20 protein-coding genes and 1 pseudogene are annotated in these 14,841 nt (G+C 48.0%); 4 read left to right on the forward strand and 17 right to left on the reverse strand.

All coding sequences use genetic code 11. From position 1 onward, the window contains the following. Positions 1-77 precede the first annotated feature (77 nt). Positions 78-1,094 carry a ketol-acid reductoisomerase gene (gene ilvC / locus ACOJUN_RS04815; protein WP_422135533.1) on the reverse strand — a complete coding sequence of 339 codons (1,017 nt, stop codon included), beginning with the start codon at positions 1,092-1,094 and terminating at the stop codon, positions 78-80. Positions 1,095-1,279: 185 nt separating this feature from the next. Between ilvC and ilvY the strand changes: the two genes are divergently transcribed. Further along, positions 1,280-2,143: an HTH-type transcriptional activator IlvY gene (ilvY, locus tag ACOJUN_RS04820; protein WP_422135534.1), complete on the forward strand. Its 864-nt coding sequence runs from the start codon at positions 1,280-1,282 to the stop codon at positions 2,141-2,143. A 23-nt stretch (positions 2,144-2,166) separates the two neighbouring features. Here the strand turns inward: ilvY and ACOJUN_RS04825 are convergent, their stop codons facing one another. The 10 genes and pseudogenes from ACOJUN_RS04825 to ACOJUN_RS04870 all read right to left on the reverse strand — a co-directional run bounded on the left by ACOJUN_RS04825 (position 2,167) and on the right by ACOJUN_RS04870 (position 9,358). Then, complete coding sequence (locus ACOJUN_RS04825; protein ID WP_422135535.1) at positions 2,167-3,360, reverse strand: hypothetical protein; 1,194 nt, start codon at positions 3,358-3,360, stop codon at positions 2,167-2,169. An 86-nt stretch (positions 3,361-3,446) separates the two neighbouring features. Continuing rightward, positions 3,447-3,701, reverse strand: coding sequence for a hypothetical protein (locus tag ACOJUN_RS04830; protein ID WP_422135536.1), 255 nt, complete (start codon positions 3,699-3,701; stop codon positions 3,447-3,449). Positions 3,702-3,825: 124 nt separating this feature from the next. After that, positions 3,826-4,317: an acetolactate synthase small subunit gene (gene ilvN / locus ACOJUN_RS04835; RefSeq protein WP_422135537.1), complete on the reverse strand. Its 492-nt coding sequence runs from the start codon at positions 4,315-4,317 to the stop codon at positions 3,826-3,828. Then, positions 4,317-6,035 carry an acetolactate synthase 3 large subunit gene (locus ACOJUN_RS04840; RefSeq protein WP_422135538.1) on the reverse strand — a complete coding sequence of 573 codons (1,719 nt, stop codon included), beginning with the start codon at positions 6,033-6,035 and terminating at the stop codon, positions 4,317-4,319. Before ACOJUN_RS04840 ends, ilvN begins: the two co-directional genes overlap by 1 nt. 544 nt (positions 6,036-6,579) lie before the next feature. Beyond that, positions 6,580-6,729, reverse strand: coding sequence for a hypothetical protein (locus tag ACOJUN_RS04845; protein WP_422135539.1), 150 nt, complete (start codon positions 6,727-6,729; stop codon positions 6,580-6,582). Positions 6,730-7,338: 609 nt separating this feature from the next. Next, positions 7,339-7,638 carry a hypothetical protein gene (locus ACOJUN_RS04850; RefSeq protein ID WP_422135540.1) on the reverse strand — a complete coding sequence of 100 codons (300 nt, stop codon included), beginning with the start codon at positions 7,636-7,638 and terminating at the stop codon, positions 7,339-7,341. A gap of 78 nt (positions 7,639-7,716) precedes the next feature. After that, positions 7,717-7,988: pseudogene (locus tag ACOJUN_RS04855) on the reverse strand (type II toxin-antitoxin system YafQ family toxin). Continuing rightward, positions 7,988-8,248 carry a type II toxin-antitoxin system RelB/DinJ family antitoxin gene (locus ACOJUN_RS04860; protein ID WP_422135541.1) on the reverse strand — a complete coding sequence of 87 codons (261 nt, stop codon included), beginning with the start codon at positions 8,246-8,248 and terminating at the stop codon, positions 7,988-7,990. The pseudogene ACOJUN_RS04855 and the gene ACOJUN_RS04860 overlap by 1 nt, the downstream one beginning before the upstream one ends. 411 nt (positions 8,249-8,659) lie before the next feature. Further along, positions 8,660-9,058 (reverse strand): type II toxin-antitoxin system MqsA family antitoxin, encoded by a 399-nt coding sequence (locus ACOJUN_RS04865; protein WP_422135542.1) that lies wholly within the window; start codon positions 9,056-9,058, stop codon positions 8,660-8,662. Between the two features lie 3 nt (positions 9,059-9,061). Then, the gene (locus ACOJUN_RS04870; RefSeq protein ID WP_422135543.1) at positions 9,062-9,358 is read right to left on the reverse strand and encodes a type II toxin-antitoxin system MqsR family toxin; all 297 of its coding nucleotides are present in this window, start codon (positions 9,356-9,358) and stop codon (positions 9,062-9,064) included. 173 nt (positions 9,359-9,531) lie between these two features. Here ACOJUN_RS04870 and ACOJUN_RS04875 point away from each other — a divergent pair, with 173 nt between their 5' ends. From ACOJUN_RS04875 to ACOJUN_RS04885, 3 genes are all read left to right on the forward strand, one after another. After that, positions 9,532-9,777, forward strand: a complete 246-nt coding sequence (locus ACOJUN_RS04875) for a hypothetical protein (protein WP_422135544.1) — start codon at positions 9,532-9,534, stop codon at positions 9,775-9,777. 25 nt (positions 9,778-9,802) lie between these two features. After that, positions 9,803-9,937: a hypothetical protein gene (locus tag ACOJUN_RS04880; RefSeq protein ID WP_422135545.1), complete on the forward strand. Its 135-nt coding sequence runs from the start codon at positions 9,803-9,805 to the stop codon at positions 9,935-9,937. Between the two features lie 240 nt (positions 9,938-10,177). Further along, entirely contained in the window at positions 10,178-10,597 is a 420-nt protein-coding gene (locus tag ACOJUN_RS04885; RefSeq protein WP_422135546.1) for a DUF4124 domain-containing protein, read from the forward strand. A 49-nt stretch (positions 10,598-10,646) separates the two neighbouring features. Here the strand turns inward: ACOJUN_RS04885 and ACOJUN_RS04890 are convergent, their stop codons facing one another. From ACOJUN_RS04890 to ACOJUN_RS04915, 6 genes are read right to left on the reverse strand one after another with little or no spacing between them, the layout of a single operon-like run. Continuing rightward, entirely contained in the window at positions 10,647-10,868 is a 222-nt protein-coding gene (locus ACOJUN_RS04890; protein WP_422135547.1) for a HupE/UreJ family protein, read from the reverse strand. Between the two features lie 51 nt (positions 10,869-10,919). Then, a complete protein-coding gene (gene ureG, locus ACOJUN_RS04895) occupies positions 10,920-11,585 on the reverse strand; it encodes an urease accessory protein UreG (RefSeq protein WP_422135548.1) in 666 nt (221 codons plus the stop codon). 11 nt (positions 11,586-11,596) lie between these two features. Beyond that, positions 11,597-12,265 (reverse strand): urease accessory protein UreF, encoded by a 669-nt coding sequence (locus ACOJUN_RS04900; protein ID WP_422135549.1) that lies wholly within the window; start codon positions 12,263-12,265, stop codon positions 11,597-11,599. Then, positions 12,255-12,749 carry an urease accessory protein UreE gene (gene ureE, locus ACOJUN_RS04905; RefSeq protein ID WP_422135550.1) on the reverse strand — a complete coding sequence of 165 codons (495 nt, stop codon included), beginning with the start codon at positions 12,747-12,749 and terminating at the stop codon, positions 12,255-12,257. Before ureE ends, ACOJUN_RS04900 begins: the two co-directional genes overlap by 11 nt. A 52-nt stretch (positions 12,750-12,801) precedes the next feature. Beyond that, positions 12,802-14,508 (reverse strand): urease subunit alpha, encoded by a 1,707-nt coding sequence (ureC, locus tag ACOJUN_RS04910; protein WP_422135551.1) that lies wholly within the window; start codon positions 14,506-14,508, stop codon positions 12,802-12,804. Further along, positions 14,508-14,828, reverse strand: a complete 321-nt coding sequence (locus ACOJUN_RS04915; RefSeq protein WP_422135552.1) for an urease subunit beta — start codon at positions 14,826-14,828, stop codon at positions 14,508-14,510. Before ACOJUN_RS04915 ends, ureC begins: the two co-directional genes overlap by 1 nt. Positions 14,829-14,841 lie beyond the last annotated feature (13 nt).

The following is a 14,841-nucleotide window of genomic DNA, read 5'->3' on the forward strand; positions in this document are numbered from 1 at the left end:
ATCAATCAGAAAAACTTGTGCTTTTTAAACTAAAAAAGGCGCACAAGGCGCCTTTTTTGAAAAGTTGATTTTAACAATCAGTTCTTATCTTTATCAACCAGCTGATTCTCGGTGATCCAGGGCATCATTTCACGCAGCTTGGCACCGGTCTTTTCGATCGGGTGAGCAGCGTTGTTACGACGATAAGCAGTCATGGACGGATAGTTCATTGCACCTTCAGTGATGAATTTCTTGGCGTACTCACCGTTCTGGATGTCTTTCAGGGCTTCACGCATAGCCTTACGAGATTCATCGTTGATGACTCTTGGGCCGGTTACATACTCACCATACTCGGCATTGTTGGAGATGGAGTAGTTCATGTTGGCGATCCCGCCTTCGTACATCAGGTCGACAATCAGCTTCAGCTCATGCAGACATTCAAAGTAAGCCATTTCAGGAGCATAACCTGCTTCGGTCAGTGTTTCGAAACCGGCCTTAACCAGCTCTACCGCACCACCACACAACACAGCCTGCTCACCAAACAGATCGGTTTCGGTTTCATCTTTGAAAGTAGTTTCGATGATACCGGTACGACCACCACCTACGCCACAGGCGTACGACAGGGCCAGATCTTTAGCCTTTCCGGAAGCATCCTGATAGATAGCAACCAGATCAGGGATACCGCCGCCTTTAACAAACTCGGAACGCACAGTGTGACCCGGTGCTTTAGGGGCAATCATGACAACGTCCAGATCGGCGCGAGGAACAACCTGGTTGTAGTGAATAGCGAAACCGTGAGCAAATGCCAAGGTTGCACCCTGCTTCAGGTTAGGCTCAATTTCGCTCTTATACAGCTGAGACTGGAATTCATCCGGAGTCAGGATCATGACCAGGTCAGCCTGGGCGACTGCAGCAGCCACGTCCATTACCTTTAGGCCTGCAGATTCGGCTTTGGCAACAGAAGCGGAGCTCTTACGCAGACCAATGGTGACATCTACCCCGGAGTCCTTGAGGTTATTGGCATGGGCATGACCCTGAGAGCCATAGCCAATAATGGATACTTTCTGACCACGGATGAGGGAAAGATCACAGTCTTTATCGTAATAAACTTTCATGATGGACTCCTGAATAAAACGCCCTGGATTATCTTTTCTTGTCCGGGCTGAAAACGTTGATTTGGAGATTAAAGCAGACAGATCATTTCGTAAAATGATATATTTGCAATATAACGTTTCATATTACGAAACAGCCTTGAGCAAAGGTGAAAAACCGCCATAAGTGAGGGTGAAAAACGATCATTATGGATCTGAAACCACTGAGGCATTTCCTGAGTCTCGCTGAAACGCTCCATTTCGGCCGTGCCAGCGCAGCCTGCCATGTCAGCCCATCTACCCTGAGCCGAAGCATTCAGCATCTGGAAAATAATTTGGGGGTATACCTGTTTGAACGGGACAATCGCAGTGTCAGCCTTACCGCAGAAGGCATTAAGTTCGAGAGATATGCACGGGAAACCCTGATTCAGTGGTCAGCGATTCGCAACGAATTGATAGCCGAATCGAAAGAGTTGAAGGGTGAGATCAGTGTATATTGCTCCGTAACCGCCAGCTACAGCTTTCTATATGACATTCTCAAGCGCTTTCGACAACGCTATCCGAGCATTGAAATAAAGCTTCATACCGGCGACCCTGACTCAGCCATTGACCTGATCACCTCTGGAAAAGAAGATATAGCCATTTCTGCCCGCCCGGATAATTTATCCTCGGAGATTCAGTTTCACAGCATCGGACTTTCCCCGCTGGTCTTCATAGGCCCTGCTTCGGGAGAAATTTCTACCCCAGGGACGGTTGAAGAGTGGAGCAGAACGCCCATGATCCTGTCAGAAAAAGGTATTGGGCGACAGCGGGTTGATTACTGGTTTTCAGCCAAAGGCATCAAGCCAAAAATATATGCCCAGGTCGCTGGTAATGAAGCCATTGTCAGCATGGTCAGCCTGGGATTTGGAGTCGGCGTAGTACCGCAGATTGTATTGGATAATAGCCCACTGTCTGACAAGGTTAAGATTCTGAATATCACCCCCTGGCTGGCTGCTTATGATGTGGGACTCTGTGTGCTGGACAAGAAACTCAAAAGTCCATTGATTCGGGCCTTCTGGGAGCTGCTTTAGTCGATTTTCTGAGAACAGCCCTATCAGTTCGATGTCCCGCCTGAGTCCAGATCAAAAGCCTCCATCAGGTCCAGTTCAAATCGATTGTTTTTTGCTTTCTTCATGACCACTTTATTTTCGGCAATCCAGGGCTTGCCCAGACACCAGGCTACAAGGGTCTCTCCGTGATGAAATATAAGAATCTTGCTTCCTGTATTATGGTTACTCAGAAGGTAGGGAGTCACTTGTCCTGCACTCCAGGAAAAATTTTTGAAACGACAGCCCCCGGTCACTGAGTCACAAGGTACATGCTCAGTCCAGACAAGCTTCTGATGTTCTGGCAGGAAGATGTCGTATTGCCGCGGCTGCCACCAACTAATCCTCTTCAGTTTATAACCGGGTTGATCCGTTACCACTATTAATTCCTGATCAGAGTCGCCATAAAGAGAACTCAACATGCGAAAGTCATAATTGGCATTAAATAGATAAGCGACACTGCTTTGTAAATGACCACCAATGACTGTACTTGGTGTCGATTCGTCGGAGGTAATTCCTTTTGCTTCTCGCCAGTCGGGCACCAGAACCACCGGGATTGAGCTATTGTAGTAGGCGGCAAAATAGGAATGCCAGTCAATAAAGCGGTCCAGCCAGTTCTGACAGACCGCGCGGCTATCAAGATAATCGTCTGCAGATTTATGGAATGCCTTGAAGGTTCTGCTACCAGTATTTATGGCTTCACAGTTGCTGGCGATCAGGGATGAGTAGTGCAGAAAACCAGAAGGCACATCTGCCGGTTTGGCCTGAGTGAGATTCTTCCATCTCTGAAAATCCTTTTCAAGATGACTGAACAGGCTATTCAGTCTCTGCTCAATCACTGCCTTAGGGCCATTCCCCCAGTACTCTACATCAGACAGCTTAACGAACTCTGGTTCTTCTGTATTACCGATCAGCTTACTGGTAACAATCCAACGGTTAGTTTGATAATTTACCACGCCTATAAATAAAGGGTGGGCAGGGTGGCCCGTAGCTGCCTGTTTTTTACTGACATAAAAAATGAATTCATCTTCCCTGAACACATAATACGATATTCCTATTGTCACTCCTGCCAGAATCGCCAGCCCCACGATAGTGTCTTTGTATAACCTCATCCCGGCCTGAAGATGAGAGTGCCCGGAAAGCGCAAAAAACACGACGAATGCCTTTAAAATATTCTTCCGTCCAACCAGATATCCAGCCATCGATATTTCCAGTGCATGATTTAGAATGCCATCCAGTATAGATAATTACAGAACAACTTCTGTTTAAAGAATACGGTTCAGGAATGCTACTCGAAAAAGAGTCTCTGAAATTGAGCAGACCATCCCGACTGGGGGATGTTATAAACGGCTGAGTTCGTCGTGTCGAGGTCAAACGCTTCGGTCAGGTTCAGCTCAAATCGATTGTTTTTTACTCGCCTGGAAACCACCTTATTTTTGGATGACCAGGGTGTACCCAGATGCCAGGCGACAAGGGTCTCACTATGATGAAATATAAGAATCTGCTTTCCTGTGTCGGGGTGACTCAGCAGGTAAGGAGTCACCTGATCTGCACAGCCGAAAAAATCTTTAAAGCGACAGCCCCGACAGGGTGGGGAGCATTCACAAGAGAAAGTCTCTCCGGTCAGAGCCGGAGAGCTATCAATATGAGAGGAGTTAAAAGAAAGGTTACAAACTCAAAACTTTCTCGCCACGGGCAATGCCCGTAGTACCACTACGAACCACTTCCAGCACCTGAGCCTGGCCGATGGCGGCAATGAAGCCATCCAGTTTCTCTTGGGTACCGGCCAGCTGAATGGTATAAACCGAGCTGGTGACATCGACTATCTGACCTCTGAAGATATCCGCTGTGCGTTTCACTTCAGCTCTCAGCGGACCGCTTGCACGAACCTTGATCAGCATCAGCTCACGTTCAACATGGTGACCTTCGGTCAAATCCACCAGCTTGACCACATCAATGAGCTTGTTCAGCTGCTTGGTAATCTGTTCAATCACCTGTGGATTACCGGAAGTGGTCACTGTCAGACGAGACAGTGTCGCATCTTCCGTAGGTGCAACGGTCAGGGTTTCAATGTTGTAGTTACGCTGGGAAAACAACCCGACAATGCGTGACAGAGCACCCGGTTCGTTTTCTACCAGTACAGAGATAATCCGTCTCATCAGGTTCTCTCCGTCTTGCTGAGCCAGAGGTCACACATGCCACCATCCTTGATTTGCATCGGATAGACATGCTCATCGGGATCTACCTGAATATCCATGAATACCAGACGATCTTTCAGAGAGAAGGCTTTTTCCATCGCAGGCAGCAGCTCCTCCGGGCGGGTGACTCTTATACCCACATGGCCGTATGACTCCGCCAGTTTAACGAAGTCAGGCAGAGACTCCATGTAGGAGTGAGAGTAACGGCTGTCATACTGCATATCCTGCCACTGTCGTACCATACCCAGTGCCTGATTATTGATATTGATCACCTTCAGGTGTAAATCGTATTGCAGGCAGGTTGACAGTTCCTGAATATTCATCTGGATACTGCCTTCACCGGTCACACAGGCAACCTGTTCTTCAGGGAAGGACAGTTTGATACCCATGGCCGCTGGCAGGCCGTAGCCCATGGTGCCAAGACCACCGGAGCTGATCCAGCGATTTGGCTTGTTAAACCGATAATGCTGGGCAGCAAACATCTGATGCTGACCTACGTCGGTGGTCACAAAGGCATCACCTTTGGTGACTTGATAAAGGGACTCAATGACCTGCTGGGGCTTGAGAATGCCGTCACTTTTTTCATAAGTGAACAGACCTTTTTCTCTCCAGGAATCAACGCTTGCCCACCATTCGGCAAGAGCAACACTGTCCTGAGAGCCCTGATATTCGTCTATCTGGGCAAGCATGTTTTCCAGAACAGCATCGACCGGACCCACGATGGGGATGTCAGCCACAACGTTTTTGGAAATACTGGCCGGATCAATATCAATATGGATGATCTTGGCATTCGGACAGAACTTTTCAGTGTTATTGGTCACCCGGTCATCAAAACGGGCACCCACCGCCAGAATCAGGTCGGACTCATGCATGGCTTTGTTGGCACAATAGCTGCCATGCATTCCCAGCATCCCGACAAACTGACGATCAGACCCCGGAAAACTTCCCAGACCATTCAAAGTATTGGTTACCGGTACGTCCAGCTTTCTGGCCATTTCTGTCAGCAACTCTGAAGCCTGACCCAGAACCACTCCACCACCGGCATAAATAACTGGCCTGCGAGCCTTCATAAGCAGTTCAACCGCTTTGCGGATCTGCCCGTTATGACCCTTGGCGGGCGGGTTGTAAGAACGGATTTTGACCTTTTCCGGATACTTGTATTCGTATTTTTTAGTCAGGTCGGTGATGTCCTTGGGAATATCAACCACCACAGGACCGGGTCGTCCGGTCTGGGCGAGATGAAACGCCTTGCGGATAACCTCCGGAATATCTTCAGCTTTCTTCACCAGGAAGCTGTGTTTAACGATAGGTCTGGAAATACCCACCATATCCACTTCCTGAAACATGTCAGTCCCGATAAAGGTGGATGGCACCTGACCTGAAATCACCACCATGGGAATAGAGTCCATGTAGGCTGTGGCAATACCGGTAATCGTATTGGTAGCCCCCGGCCCGGATGTCACCAGTGCTACTCCGGGCTTACCTGTAGCCCGCGCATAGCCGTCAGCCATATGGGTAGCCGCCTGTTCGTGGCGCACCAGAATATGGGTGACTGCTTTTTGTCTGAAAATCGCGTCATAGACGTGCAACAGGGCTCCACCAGGATACCCATAGATGTACTCTACCCCTTCATCAGCCAATGAACGGACTACCATGTCCGCGCCGGATAAAAGCTCCACGTTTGCTTACCCTCGGCAGTACTAATTATTAGAAATGAATCGGCTTGACGCCGCTGAGCTAATGCTCATATACAGCCCATGCTGCCTGAGCGGTTAGGGACTCCGGCCTCTCTTTTTTGACAGCGTACAAAGCAGTACACACTGTATTCAAGGCCTCAACATTCCTGTATGGGTAGGGTCAGGAATCTGACAGATGACGCCCGGCAAGGCTCATCTGCCAGCATTCCAAGGAATGCTCTTATCAGGGAATGGATAAGTCCCCCGGATTGTCGCATAAACCCCTGAGTTCACCTGATCAGGTAGTCCCAGGAGGACACATTCTTTACCTTCAATGAAGCAGAGTCAATAGCCCGACAGAGCAGAATTACGGAAATTGCTTACATTTTAGTGGTAAAGATAAGTATTCAAGATAATCACCACCCCGTCACTCACCCTCTGGCTTTAGCTCAACATCCAGACTCGAACGACTGCGAACGTTCAACCTCAATGAAGTGCGGAATGACACATGATCCGTCATTAGGTAACAACGGTCGAGTAACGCTTGTTACAGTAATTCCAAGAAACCCATCATAGCCCCTACCATAACGACAATCAGTGTCGCCCCAAGATGGGCATACAAACCAACCGCTGCTTCCCCAAGAGTCAACAGCCACAGTACAAACTTCTTTATTCTTTGGGTTAGTAAAATTGCCAACCGCATTACCCTCATGACAAGCCGTCCAAGTCAATTTTTCATGTCTAATGTATAAAAAAGACACAGGGCAATTTTTGTCATTAACGTACGGAATGCATGGATCCGTAGGCAGAAAATTGTCAGATCCATAATCAATTTTACAGTTACAATCATCTTGAGAAACACCGACACAACCAGACGGGCAATTCGTAGATACTCCATATTCATCAACATATATGTCGCATATTGTCTGTGTGCGTGGAACAAAACATGTAGCATATTCCATTTCACAGTCAATCCACTCTAGATCTTTACAATCAAAAAAAACATTAGCAGTGCCTTCAAAACTAAATGAAATGTTAGATGGACATTTTGCAACTCCATCTTTGGTAGTATTGACAGATCGGTAAGACTCATCAGCAGCAATGAGGTAACTGCCTGTGAGCTAATAATTACAATTTGTAATAAAACATAGAGGCAAGAAGTTTTCATAATAAATGCCCTGATCAACTACAAACAAGCCATGAAAAATAAACAGGATTGACTTGCCGGGCTCAGTATAGCCGCATAACCCCTTAAATCAGTGGTTGCCGACATGCAATCCACTGGATTTTATTGTTAGGTGGCGTGTTAGTTGTTGGGGAGGTGTTGACGGATGAGTAATTCTAGTTGTTCTATTTTTTCGTCGCTACGTTTAAAGCCTGCATAGGTGGCTTCAGTAAGAGCACCAATGGCAGCTTTAATTTCTGAGAGTTCACGGTCATGCTGTGCAAAGCGCAACCGATTTTCCTGCTGGTACTCTCGCATCTCCCGTCTTGTTGCCAGTATCTCTTGGTGTGTATCACCAGTGATCTCAATGAGACTACGAACTGCACTATCCAGTGAGTCAAAATGTGACTCAAGTTGCTCTATCCTAACTTCTAACGACATCGGTACTAGTCTCGTTGTGAATGGAGTAACCAGCATAGCAGAGACTGGCACAGAGACACCTAACATAGGGTTATGTTGCTACCTAAACAATTCAGAATGTGACCCCAGACGCTCAAAGAATATTTTATCTTCTACCACTGCATAGATTAATAACCAGTCTGGCTCTATGTGACATTCTCGATAGCCGCGATAGTTACCAGTCAGGGAATGGTCTTTGTATCTCGCTGAAGTGGTCTATCTTCTATGAGCTGATCTGTGACTTTCTTTAATTTTGAGCAATCTTTACCCTGCTTCTTTGCTTTTTTAACGTCCCTTTTGAATTGATTCGTACTGACTGGCTTTAGCATCATTAAATATCCAAGTCATCGTACATTTCCTGAGCGTTTTCGTAGTGCGTTAAACCTACTCCTTTCTCTGTGTCGTCAAAGGCTTTAAGGGTTTCTTCATTAGGTATACGAACATCAAAAGGTAATCCATTGCACAAACCTACTTGCTTATAAAACAAGGTGATTGCATCTGTTGCGTTCAGCCCCAGTTTCCTGAATATCGCTTCTGCATGTTCCTTCACATCAGGCTCTATTCTGGCTCGGATCATTGCGCTTTTGCTCATTTTTAAGTACCCCATGCGTCATATTGTTCTGTACAGTGTCATTGTAGATCATTTGGGGTACAGTGCAAACGCAACATACCAAACGCTTCCAATTCGTGGCTTTGCCACCCGACCGCCCTTCGGTCGGCGTCCGAAGCTGAGGGATATACTGCACACTCGGTATAATATCATTAACAACCGTACCACGAAGCATACTATCATGGCAGGGAAGCAACTCTCGGAGAAATCACAAAGGCCGACCATAGCATACGCATGGCCAAAGCTTATACGACATTGCTAGCCCACCCTGACAGTGTCATACAGCAGCGAGGCCGTGACCTAAAGCTCTATGAAGAGATCCTGCGTGACGGCCAGGTAAAATCCTGTTTCCAGCAAAGACGTTTGGCTGTCTCACAGTAACTAGTAAGTATTTCAGCTACGAATTTCAGACAAAAGCTCTGGATGATTGTTCAGCAATCTGAACAGTTTTACCAGTGAAAGTGGTGGTTTGGTTTTGCCATTTTCGTATCGGGAAAATGCGTTAACCCCTCCACCAAAAATCTCTCCGGCCTCTTTCTGGTCAAGAGTCAGCTTTTTACGGACATTCGCAATAAAGCCCGGGTCGACTATGGAAGCGTTTACCTGTTTATTAAAAGCAACCATCGCCGCACTGACCCGCTCTGATTCTCTGGCGTCAAGAACGACCTCTTCACAAGCCGGACAATAACCTCCGGTAACATCCGGGATAGAAGTACTTTCACCTTTGTAAGTGTGCGGCAAATCACGAGTGTCATGCACCAGATCGGCCCCAGAACATATTGGACATTTCATCGTCTATAGCTCCTTAAAGGACACGACGAGTACATCATCAGTAACCGTCAGTTTCAGATAAACCTCATCGGCTGGTATGATGGGTTTGTAAACATCTTGCCAGACCCGATGATCCCCATAAGTTGTCATGCTTTTATAGAAATCCCGAGGGTTCAGGGTTAACACCACATCAATGATACCACTGGAATCAAGCCCCAGACCTGCGGCTCCAGAGAGAGCGCTCCCGGTAAAACGTACTTTAGTCGGCTCAATTAACGATTTAACGACAGGGAGCTTACAGTGAGGCGTTCTCTTTTCCATAGCTTAAAAATAACCTATTAGGTTAATTTTAACAAGTTTGACTGCCAAAAGTTCAAGGGTAGATCAACCGATCCGAAAGCTTTACCGTCTCAAACAGGAATATTCCTCGGAATATTACTGACAGATCAAGAAAAGCCCCAGCAAAGAAGCTCCTACTACCAGAGGAGCTTTTTATGGCCACAGAGATTTATAACTTTTTTGAACTCACGACTTCTTTTGACCTAAAGTCCAAAGATACAACTCGTTCCCATGCTCTGAGGGTGTCGAAAAACTCTCTCCAGCGTGGGAACAAGTTGACTCCCGTCATTCCCGGCTTCATCCTCGTCATTCCCGGCTTCATTCTCGTCATTCCCGCGAAGGCGGGAATCCACACTGACTCACCACCAGAACCCCACTGCCCGGTGCCCCCCTGGCCTTGATCCCCGAGAAGGCAGAGATCCACAGTTGGCCCTGGATTCCCGCCTTCGCGGGAATGACGACCTCAGAGCATGGAAACGGGCTGTTGGAGTTTTGCGACACGCTCTGGAGCGTGAGAACCAGAGCTTTGCGACAGCCTCTAAAGGCTTGGAGCTATTTTGAGGGTTTTCAGGGTATATCAGAGGGGGTATTTATAGAAATACAGTTTTACTTAATAAAAACAATTCAAATAAATCAACAAGTTAAAGCTTTTTCAATATTCTGCCAGAAATTGCTTACATTTAGAGTAATGACTGCAAACAATCATGAGCCAGAAAAACAGCTTTAGCTCACTATCATCAGGCTAAAAGCCGGGCTCGGTGATGTTTCCAATAATAAATCAAACACTTAAGGATAATCAGCATGAAAGCAATACAAGCCCTGGTTTTGCTGCTTCTGACGGCTTGCCTCAGCCTACCCGTTCAGGCAGAAAAAATTTACAAGTGGATTGATGAAAAGGGCACAGCTCACTACTCCTCCAGACCGCCACTGGTTAATGTTGATACCGAGATCATTTCAACGGTGAACGAGCATAAAGAAGAGCCTGAAGACCCGCCCCCTTCCGTTGAATCTGAGTCCACCCCGAAGAATCCTTCTGAAACCCGTCAAAACCCAGAAGTTCTGGCTTACTGTAATACTCTTTCAGCCAACCTCGAGACACTCGACAGTGATGATCAGGTACGTCTGGACAAAGCCGATGGCAGTTTTGAAATACTGAATGACGAAGACCGGGAAAGGGAGAAGGAGAGAATTCATCAGCAAATGAAACAGTTCTGTTTCTGAGCAGGGCCACAATAACCACCGGGCAGGCTTAACTGCCCGGCTTCGTTGATTAACTCTGACGTTTTTTAGCTGTAATCTTTTTATAGATACGGTAGGAAAAACACGCCAGGGCACCGGTGACGCCGATAAAGACCATATGATCGGGCTCAGTTAGAAAGTGCATCAGCAATGAGAAAACACTTCCCTCTGAATGGTCTCCCGGATGAGCAAACGCCTGAGAAGAGACCAACACGGCGGCAGTGGCTATAGAAACAGCTCTCAGTTTTTTCATATCGTACTACTCCTGTCTATTTTTATTACCGCAAACGGTGAATATGCGACATTATACGCTCACGGCAGTGGGTTCGTGATCCTGTTTTTCAGGCATTTTCGCTTCCAACATGCCTTTGTCAACGATAAAGTCGATCACTTCACGGACACCCTGCTCCGCTTTCAGGTTGGTGAACAGGAAAGGACGATCTCCGCGCATCTTTTTTGCATCCCTGTCCATGACTTCCAGAGAGGCTCCAACGATAGGTGCAAGATCGGTTTTATTGATGATCAACAGATCAGAACGGGTAATACCCGGCCCTCCCTTACGAGGAATCTTGTCTCCTGCGGAAACATCAATGACGTAGATGGTCAGGTCGGACAGTTCAGGGCTGAAGGTTGCACTGAGGTTATCGCCACCAGACTCCACCAAAACCATTTCCAGTCCCGGATGTCTCTGACAAAGCTCATCCACTGCTGCCAGATTCATGGATGCATCTTCACGAATAGCCGTATGAGGGCATCCACCGGTTTCAACGCCAATGATGCGATCTTCTTCCAACGCCTCATGACGAATCAGAAACTGCGCGTCTTCTTTCGTATAAATATCATTAGTCACCACTGCCAGATTATAATGCTGGCGCATGGATGCACAGAGTTTGGTAAGCAGTGCTGTTTTACCGGACCCCACAGGACCACCGACACCAACGCGGAGGGTTTGAGTCTGCTTGCTAGTCATATTTCTTCTTCCTAGGATCTGAACAATCTTGAATACTGGTGCTCATGCCAGCTGCTGGCCATGGCGAAATGCACCAGGTTATTCCCCAATTCGTGATCATGAATCGTCTTGGCGCTCTCGATCACAGGGCCAATTTCACTGGCCAGATGGTGCAAAATTTTCTGGGCATCGGTCTGTCCCAGGGGTACCGCCTTGGTTGCTGCTGTCACCTGGTTTTCGCACCATGACCAAAGCAGTCCGATAGCGGCAATGTCTTTCTCCATACCGTGACATAAACTCGATAAAGCAAACATAGCTGCCTGGGAGGGTATCTCCAGCCAGTCCGCTCTGGATTCTTCCGGGAATAAAGACTTCAGCCAGGTTTTGAATGCCCTGCCCACCTGACAGTCTTCATCATAAAGCTCTCGAGTTTCTCGAAAGGCGAGCAATTGACGGTTCCAGTGCTCAACTGATGGCCTGTCGTCAGACCGGAAAGCGTCGTAAAGTCGAAAGAATACCGGAACATCAAGACGACCCATTCCCTGCCCGAGCAACTGAGAGACCCAATGGCAGGTGGACTCACGATCAAAACACCATTGCCGATCAATAGCGGTTTCCAGACCCTGAGAGTAAGCAAAAGCCCCAACAGGCAGGGCTGGACTGGATAGATGCAAAAGGCCAAGTAATGCCTCAGTATTCATGGTTTTCTACCGGCTCATGGCTGTGCTCACCAGAGTGATGATGATGGTGATGACTGTGCCCCCTGGCGTAAGCACCGCTTTCGGGCTCAAAAGGAGCTTCCGTGTGATCTACCGTCAGCCCCAGTAACATCACCATTTCATCCAGAACGTGATCTTTCTGGAATCGAAGCCAGTTATTACCTATCTGTAACGGAACATGGCGATTGCCAAGGTGATAGCAGGCTTTGGCAAACGTCAGGGCATTCTCACAACTGGCGGTTGTGACCTCTTCATCGCTGGCTCGAATCAATACGACTTCACCGCTGTCTGCCTGAAGCAGGGTGCCGTCTCTTAAAACATCGCCGCGCTCGATGAATATTCCCGCTGCTCTTCCTCCCTGGGTGGTCGCTTTTAAACGACCTCTCTTGCGCTCATCAAATGGCAGCAATAGCTCATCATTGTGCTGAACATCAGTTTCCTGCAGGCGCCTGGTTAACTTCAGCATTTCTTATTTTCCTTTGCTTGATTGGCTTTGGGCTATTTATTGTAAAAAATGATTAAAAAAGAAAGTAGCGCTGTGCCAGAGGTACGACTTTGGCCGGTTCACAGACCAGCAGCTCGCCATCGGCACGCACTTCATAGGTCTCTGGATTCACTTCCATATGGGGCTGCCAGGTGTTCAGCAACATATCTTTCTTGCGAATCGTTCGGGTATTTTTTACCGCAGAAACGACTTTATTCAATCCTAGTTTACGGCCAATGTCGTTTTCAAAAGCGGCCTGCGAAACAAACGAAAGAGAGGTAGCAGAAACGGTTTTACCCAGAGCCCCAAACATGGGTCGGTAATGAACCGGTTGTGGTGTCGGGATAGACGCATTGGGATCACCCATAGGTGCCATGGCAATCGCTCCACCCTTTAATACCAGAGAAGGTTTAGTGCCAAAGAATGCCGGTTTCCAAAGCACCAGGTCAGCCAGCTTACCCGGCTCGACAGAGCCCACTTCATGAGAAATACCATGGGTTATTGCCGGATTCATGGTGTATTTCGCCACATAACGGCGTGCCCTGAAGTTATCCACACCCGCCGATGAGTCTTCAGGCAATAATCCCCGTTGAACTTTCATTTTATGAGCCGTCTGCCAGGTACGACAAACCACTTCACCGACCCGCCCCATGGCCTGGGAGTCCGAAGCAATCATCGAGAAAGCGCCCAGGTCATGTAGAATATCTTCTGCTGCAATGGTTTCTCGACGAATGCGGGAGTCGGCAAAAGCCACATCTTCAGGAATGTTCGGATCGAGATGGTGACAAACCATCAGCATATCCAGATGCTCATCAACCGTGTTGATGGTGTATGGACGTGTCGGGTTGGTAGACGACGGAAGCACAAAGTCTTCACCACAGGCCTTGATAATATCGGGAGCATGTCCGCCTCCGGCACCCTCGGTATGATAGGTGTGGATAACTCTGCCCTTGAATGCGGCAATAGTATCTTCAACAAAACCGGATTCATTTAGGGTGTCGGTGTGAATAGCTACCTGAATGTCGTATTTCTCTGCCACTCCAAGGCAACAGTCAATAGAGGCTGGAGTGGTCCCCCAGTCTTCATGAAGCTTGAGCCCCATAGCTCCCGCCATAACCTGTTCTTCCAATGCTGCGGGTATGCTGGCGTTGCCTTTGCCAAGAAAACCGATATTCATAGGTAAACTGTCCACAGCCTGCAGCATGGAACTCATATGCCACTCACCGGGTGTACAGGTTGTCGCATTGCTCCCTGTAGCAGGTCCGGTGCCGCCACCGAGCATGGTGGTGACCCCGGAAGCCAGGGCTTCTTCTATCTGTTGGGGGCAGATGAAGTGGATATGGGCATCAATCCCCCCCGCAGTGACAACCTGACCTTCGCCAGCAATCACTTCGGTGCCGGGACCAATAATGATGTCGACTCCGGCCTGCACGTCGGGGTTGCCGGCCTTGCCTATCTTTTCTATCCGGCCGTTTTTAATGCCAATATCCGCTTTTACGATGCCCCAGTGATCCAGAATCAGAGCATTGGTAATGACCGTATCCACAACATCAGCCCCTGTTCTCTGACTCTGGCCCATACCGTCACGAATAACCTTGCCGCCTCCAAACTTCACTTCGTCGCCATAAACGGTAAAGTCTTTCTCCGGACTGATGAACAGATCCGTGTCACCAAGACGTACTTTGTCGCCTACAGTCGGACCAAACATGTCCACATAGGTTTGACGTTCCATTCTGGCCATTATTTATCTCCCTGCTCAAGCTCACCCATGACATCACCACGGAAACCATAGATTTTGCCTTCTCCGGCAAAACGCACCAATTCAACCTGTCGATCCTGACCAGGCTCAAAACGGACAGCGGTTCCTGCCGGGATATTCAACCGGAAACCGAGAGTGGATTCCCGATCAAAAGCCAGTGCCGGGTTCACTTCATAGAAATGATAATGAGAACCAACCTGTACTGGCCTGTCGCCAGTATTGGCCACGGAGACAACGCAGGTCTCCCGCCCTTTATTAATGTCGATTGCCTCTTCGCAGGCAATGACCTCTCCTGGAATCATAAAACCTCCTGCT

The organism is Endozoicomonas sp. ALD040 (assembly GCF_049275945.1).
Classification (GTDB): domain Bacteria; phylum Pseudomonadota; class Gammaproteobacteria; order Pseudomonadales; family Endozoicomonadaceae; genus Endozoicomonas_A.

What these genes read in the sequence shown, in the direction of transcription:
- ilvC (WP_422135533.1), bottom strand. Translation starts at nt 1,094, where the DNA reads ATGAAAGTTTATTACGATAAAGACTGTGATCTTTCCCTCATCCGTGGT.
- ilvY (WP_422135534.1), top strand. Translation starts at nt 1,280, where the DNA reads ATGGATCTGAAACCACTGAGGCATTTCCTGAGTCTCGCTGAAACGCTC.
- ACOJUN_RS04825 (WP_422135535.1), bottom strand. Translation starts at nt 3,360, where the DNA reads ATGGCTGGATATCTGGTTGGACGGAAGAATATTTTAAAGGCATTCGTC.
- ilvN (WP_422135537.1), bottom strand. Translation starts at nt 4,317, where the DNA reads ATGAGACGGATTATCTCTGTACTGGTAGAAAACGAACCGGGTGCTCTG.
- ACOJUN_RS04850 (WP_422135540.1), bottom strand. Translation starts at nt 7,638, where the DNA reads ATGTCGTTAGAAGTTAGGATAGAGCAACTTGAGTCACATTTTGACTCA.
- ACOJUN_RS04860 (WP_422135541.1), bottom strand. Translation starts at nt 8,248, where the DNA reads ATGAGCAAAAGCGCAATGATCCGAGCCAGAATAGAGCCTGATGTGAAG.
- ACOJUN_RS04865 (WP_422135542.1), bottom strand. Translation starts at nt 9,058, where the DNA reads ATGAAATGTCCAATATGTTCTGGGGCCGATCTGGTGCATGACACTCGT.
- ACOJUN_RS04870 (WP_422135543.1), bottom strand. Translation starts at nt 9,358, where the DNA reads ATGGAAAAGAGAACGCCTCACTGTAAGCTCCCTGTCGTTAAATCGTTA.
- ACOJUN_RS04875 (WP_422135544.1), top strand. Translation starts at nt 9,532, where the DNA reads ATGGCCACAGAGATTTATAACTTTTTTGAACTCACGACTTCTTTTGAC.
- ACOJUN_RS04885 (WP_422135546.1), top strand. Translation starts at nt 10,178, where the DNA reads ATGAAAGCAATACAAGCCCTGGTTTTGCTGCTTCTGACGGCTTGCCTC.
- ACOJUN_RS04890 (WP_422135547.1), bottom strand. Translation starts at nt 10,868, where the DNA reads ATGAAAAAACTGAGAGCTGTTTCTATAGCCACTGCCGCCGTGTTGGTC.
- ureG (WP_422135548.1), bottom strand. Translation starts at nt 11,585, where the DNA reads ATGACTAGCAAGCAGACTCAAACCCTCCGCGTTGGTGTCGGTGGTCCT.
- ACOJUN_RS04900 (WP_422135549.1), bottom strand. Translation starts at nt 12,265, where the DNA reads ATGAATACTGAGGCATTACTTGGCCTTTTGCATCTATCCAGTCCAGCC.
- ureE (WP_422135550.1), bottom strand. Translation starts at nt 12,749, where the DNA reads ATGCTGAAGTTAACCAGGCGCCTGCAGGAAACTGATGTTCAGCACAAT.
- ureC (WP_422135551.1), bottom strand. Translation starts at nt 14,508, where the DNA reads ATGGCCAGAATGGAACGTCAAACCTATGTGGACATGTTTGGTCCGACT.
- ACOJUN_RS04915 (WP_422135552.1), bottom strand. Translation starts at nt 14,828, where the DNA reads ATGATTCCAGGAGAGGTCATTGCCTGCGAAGAGGCAATCGACATTAAT.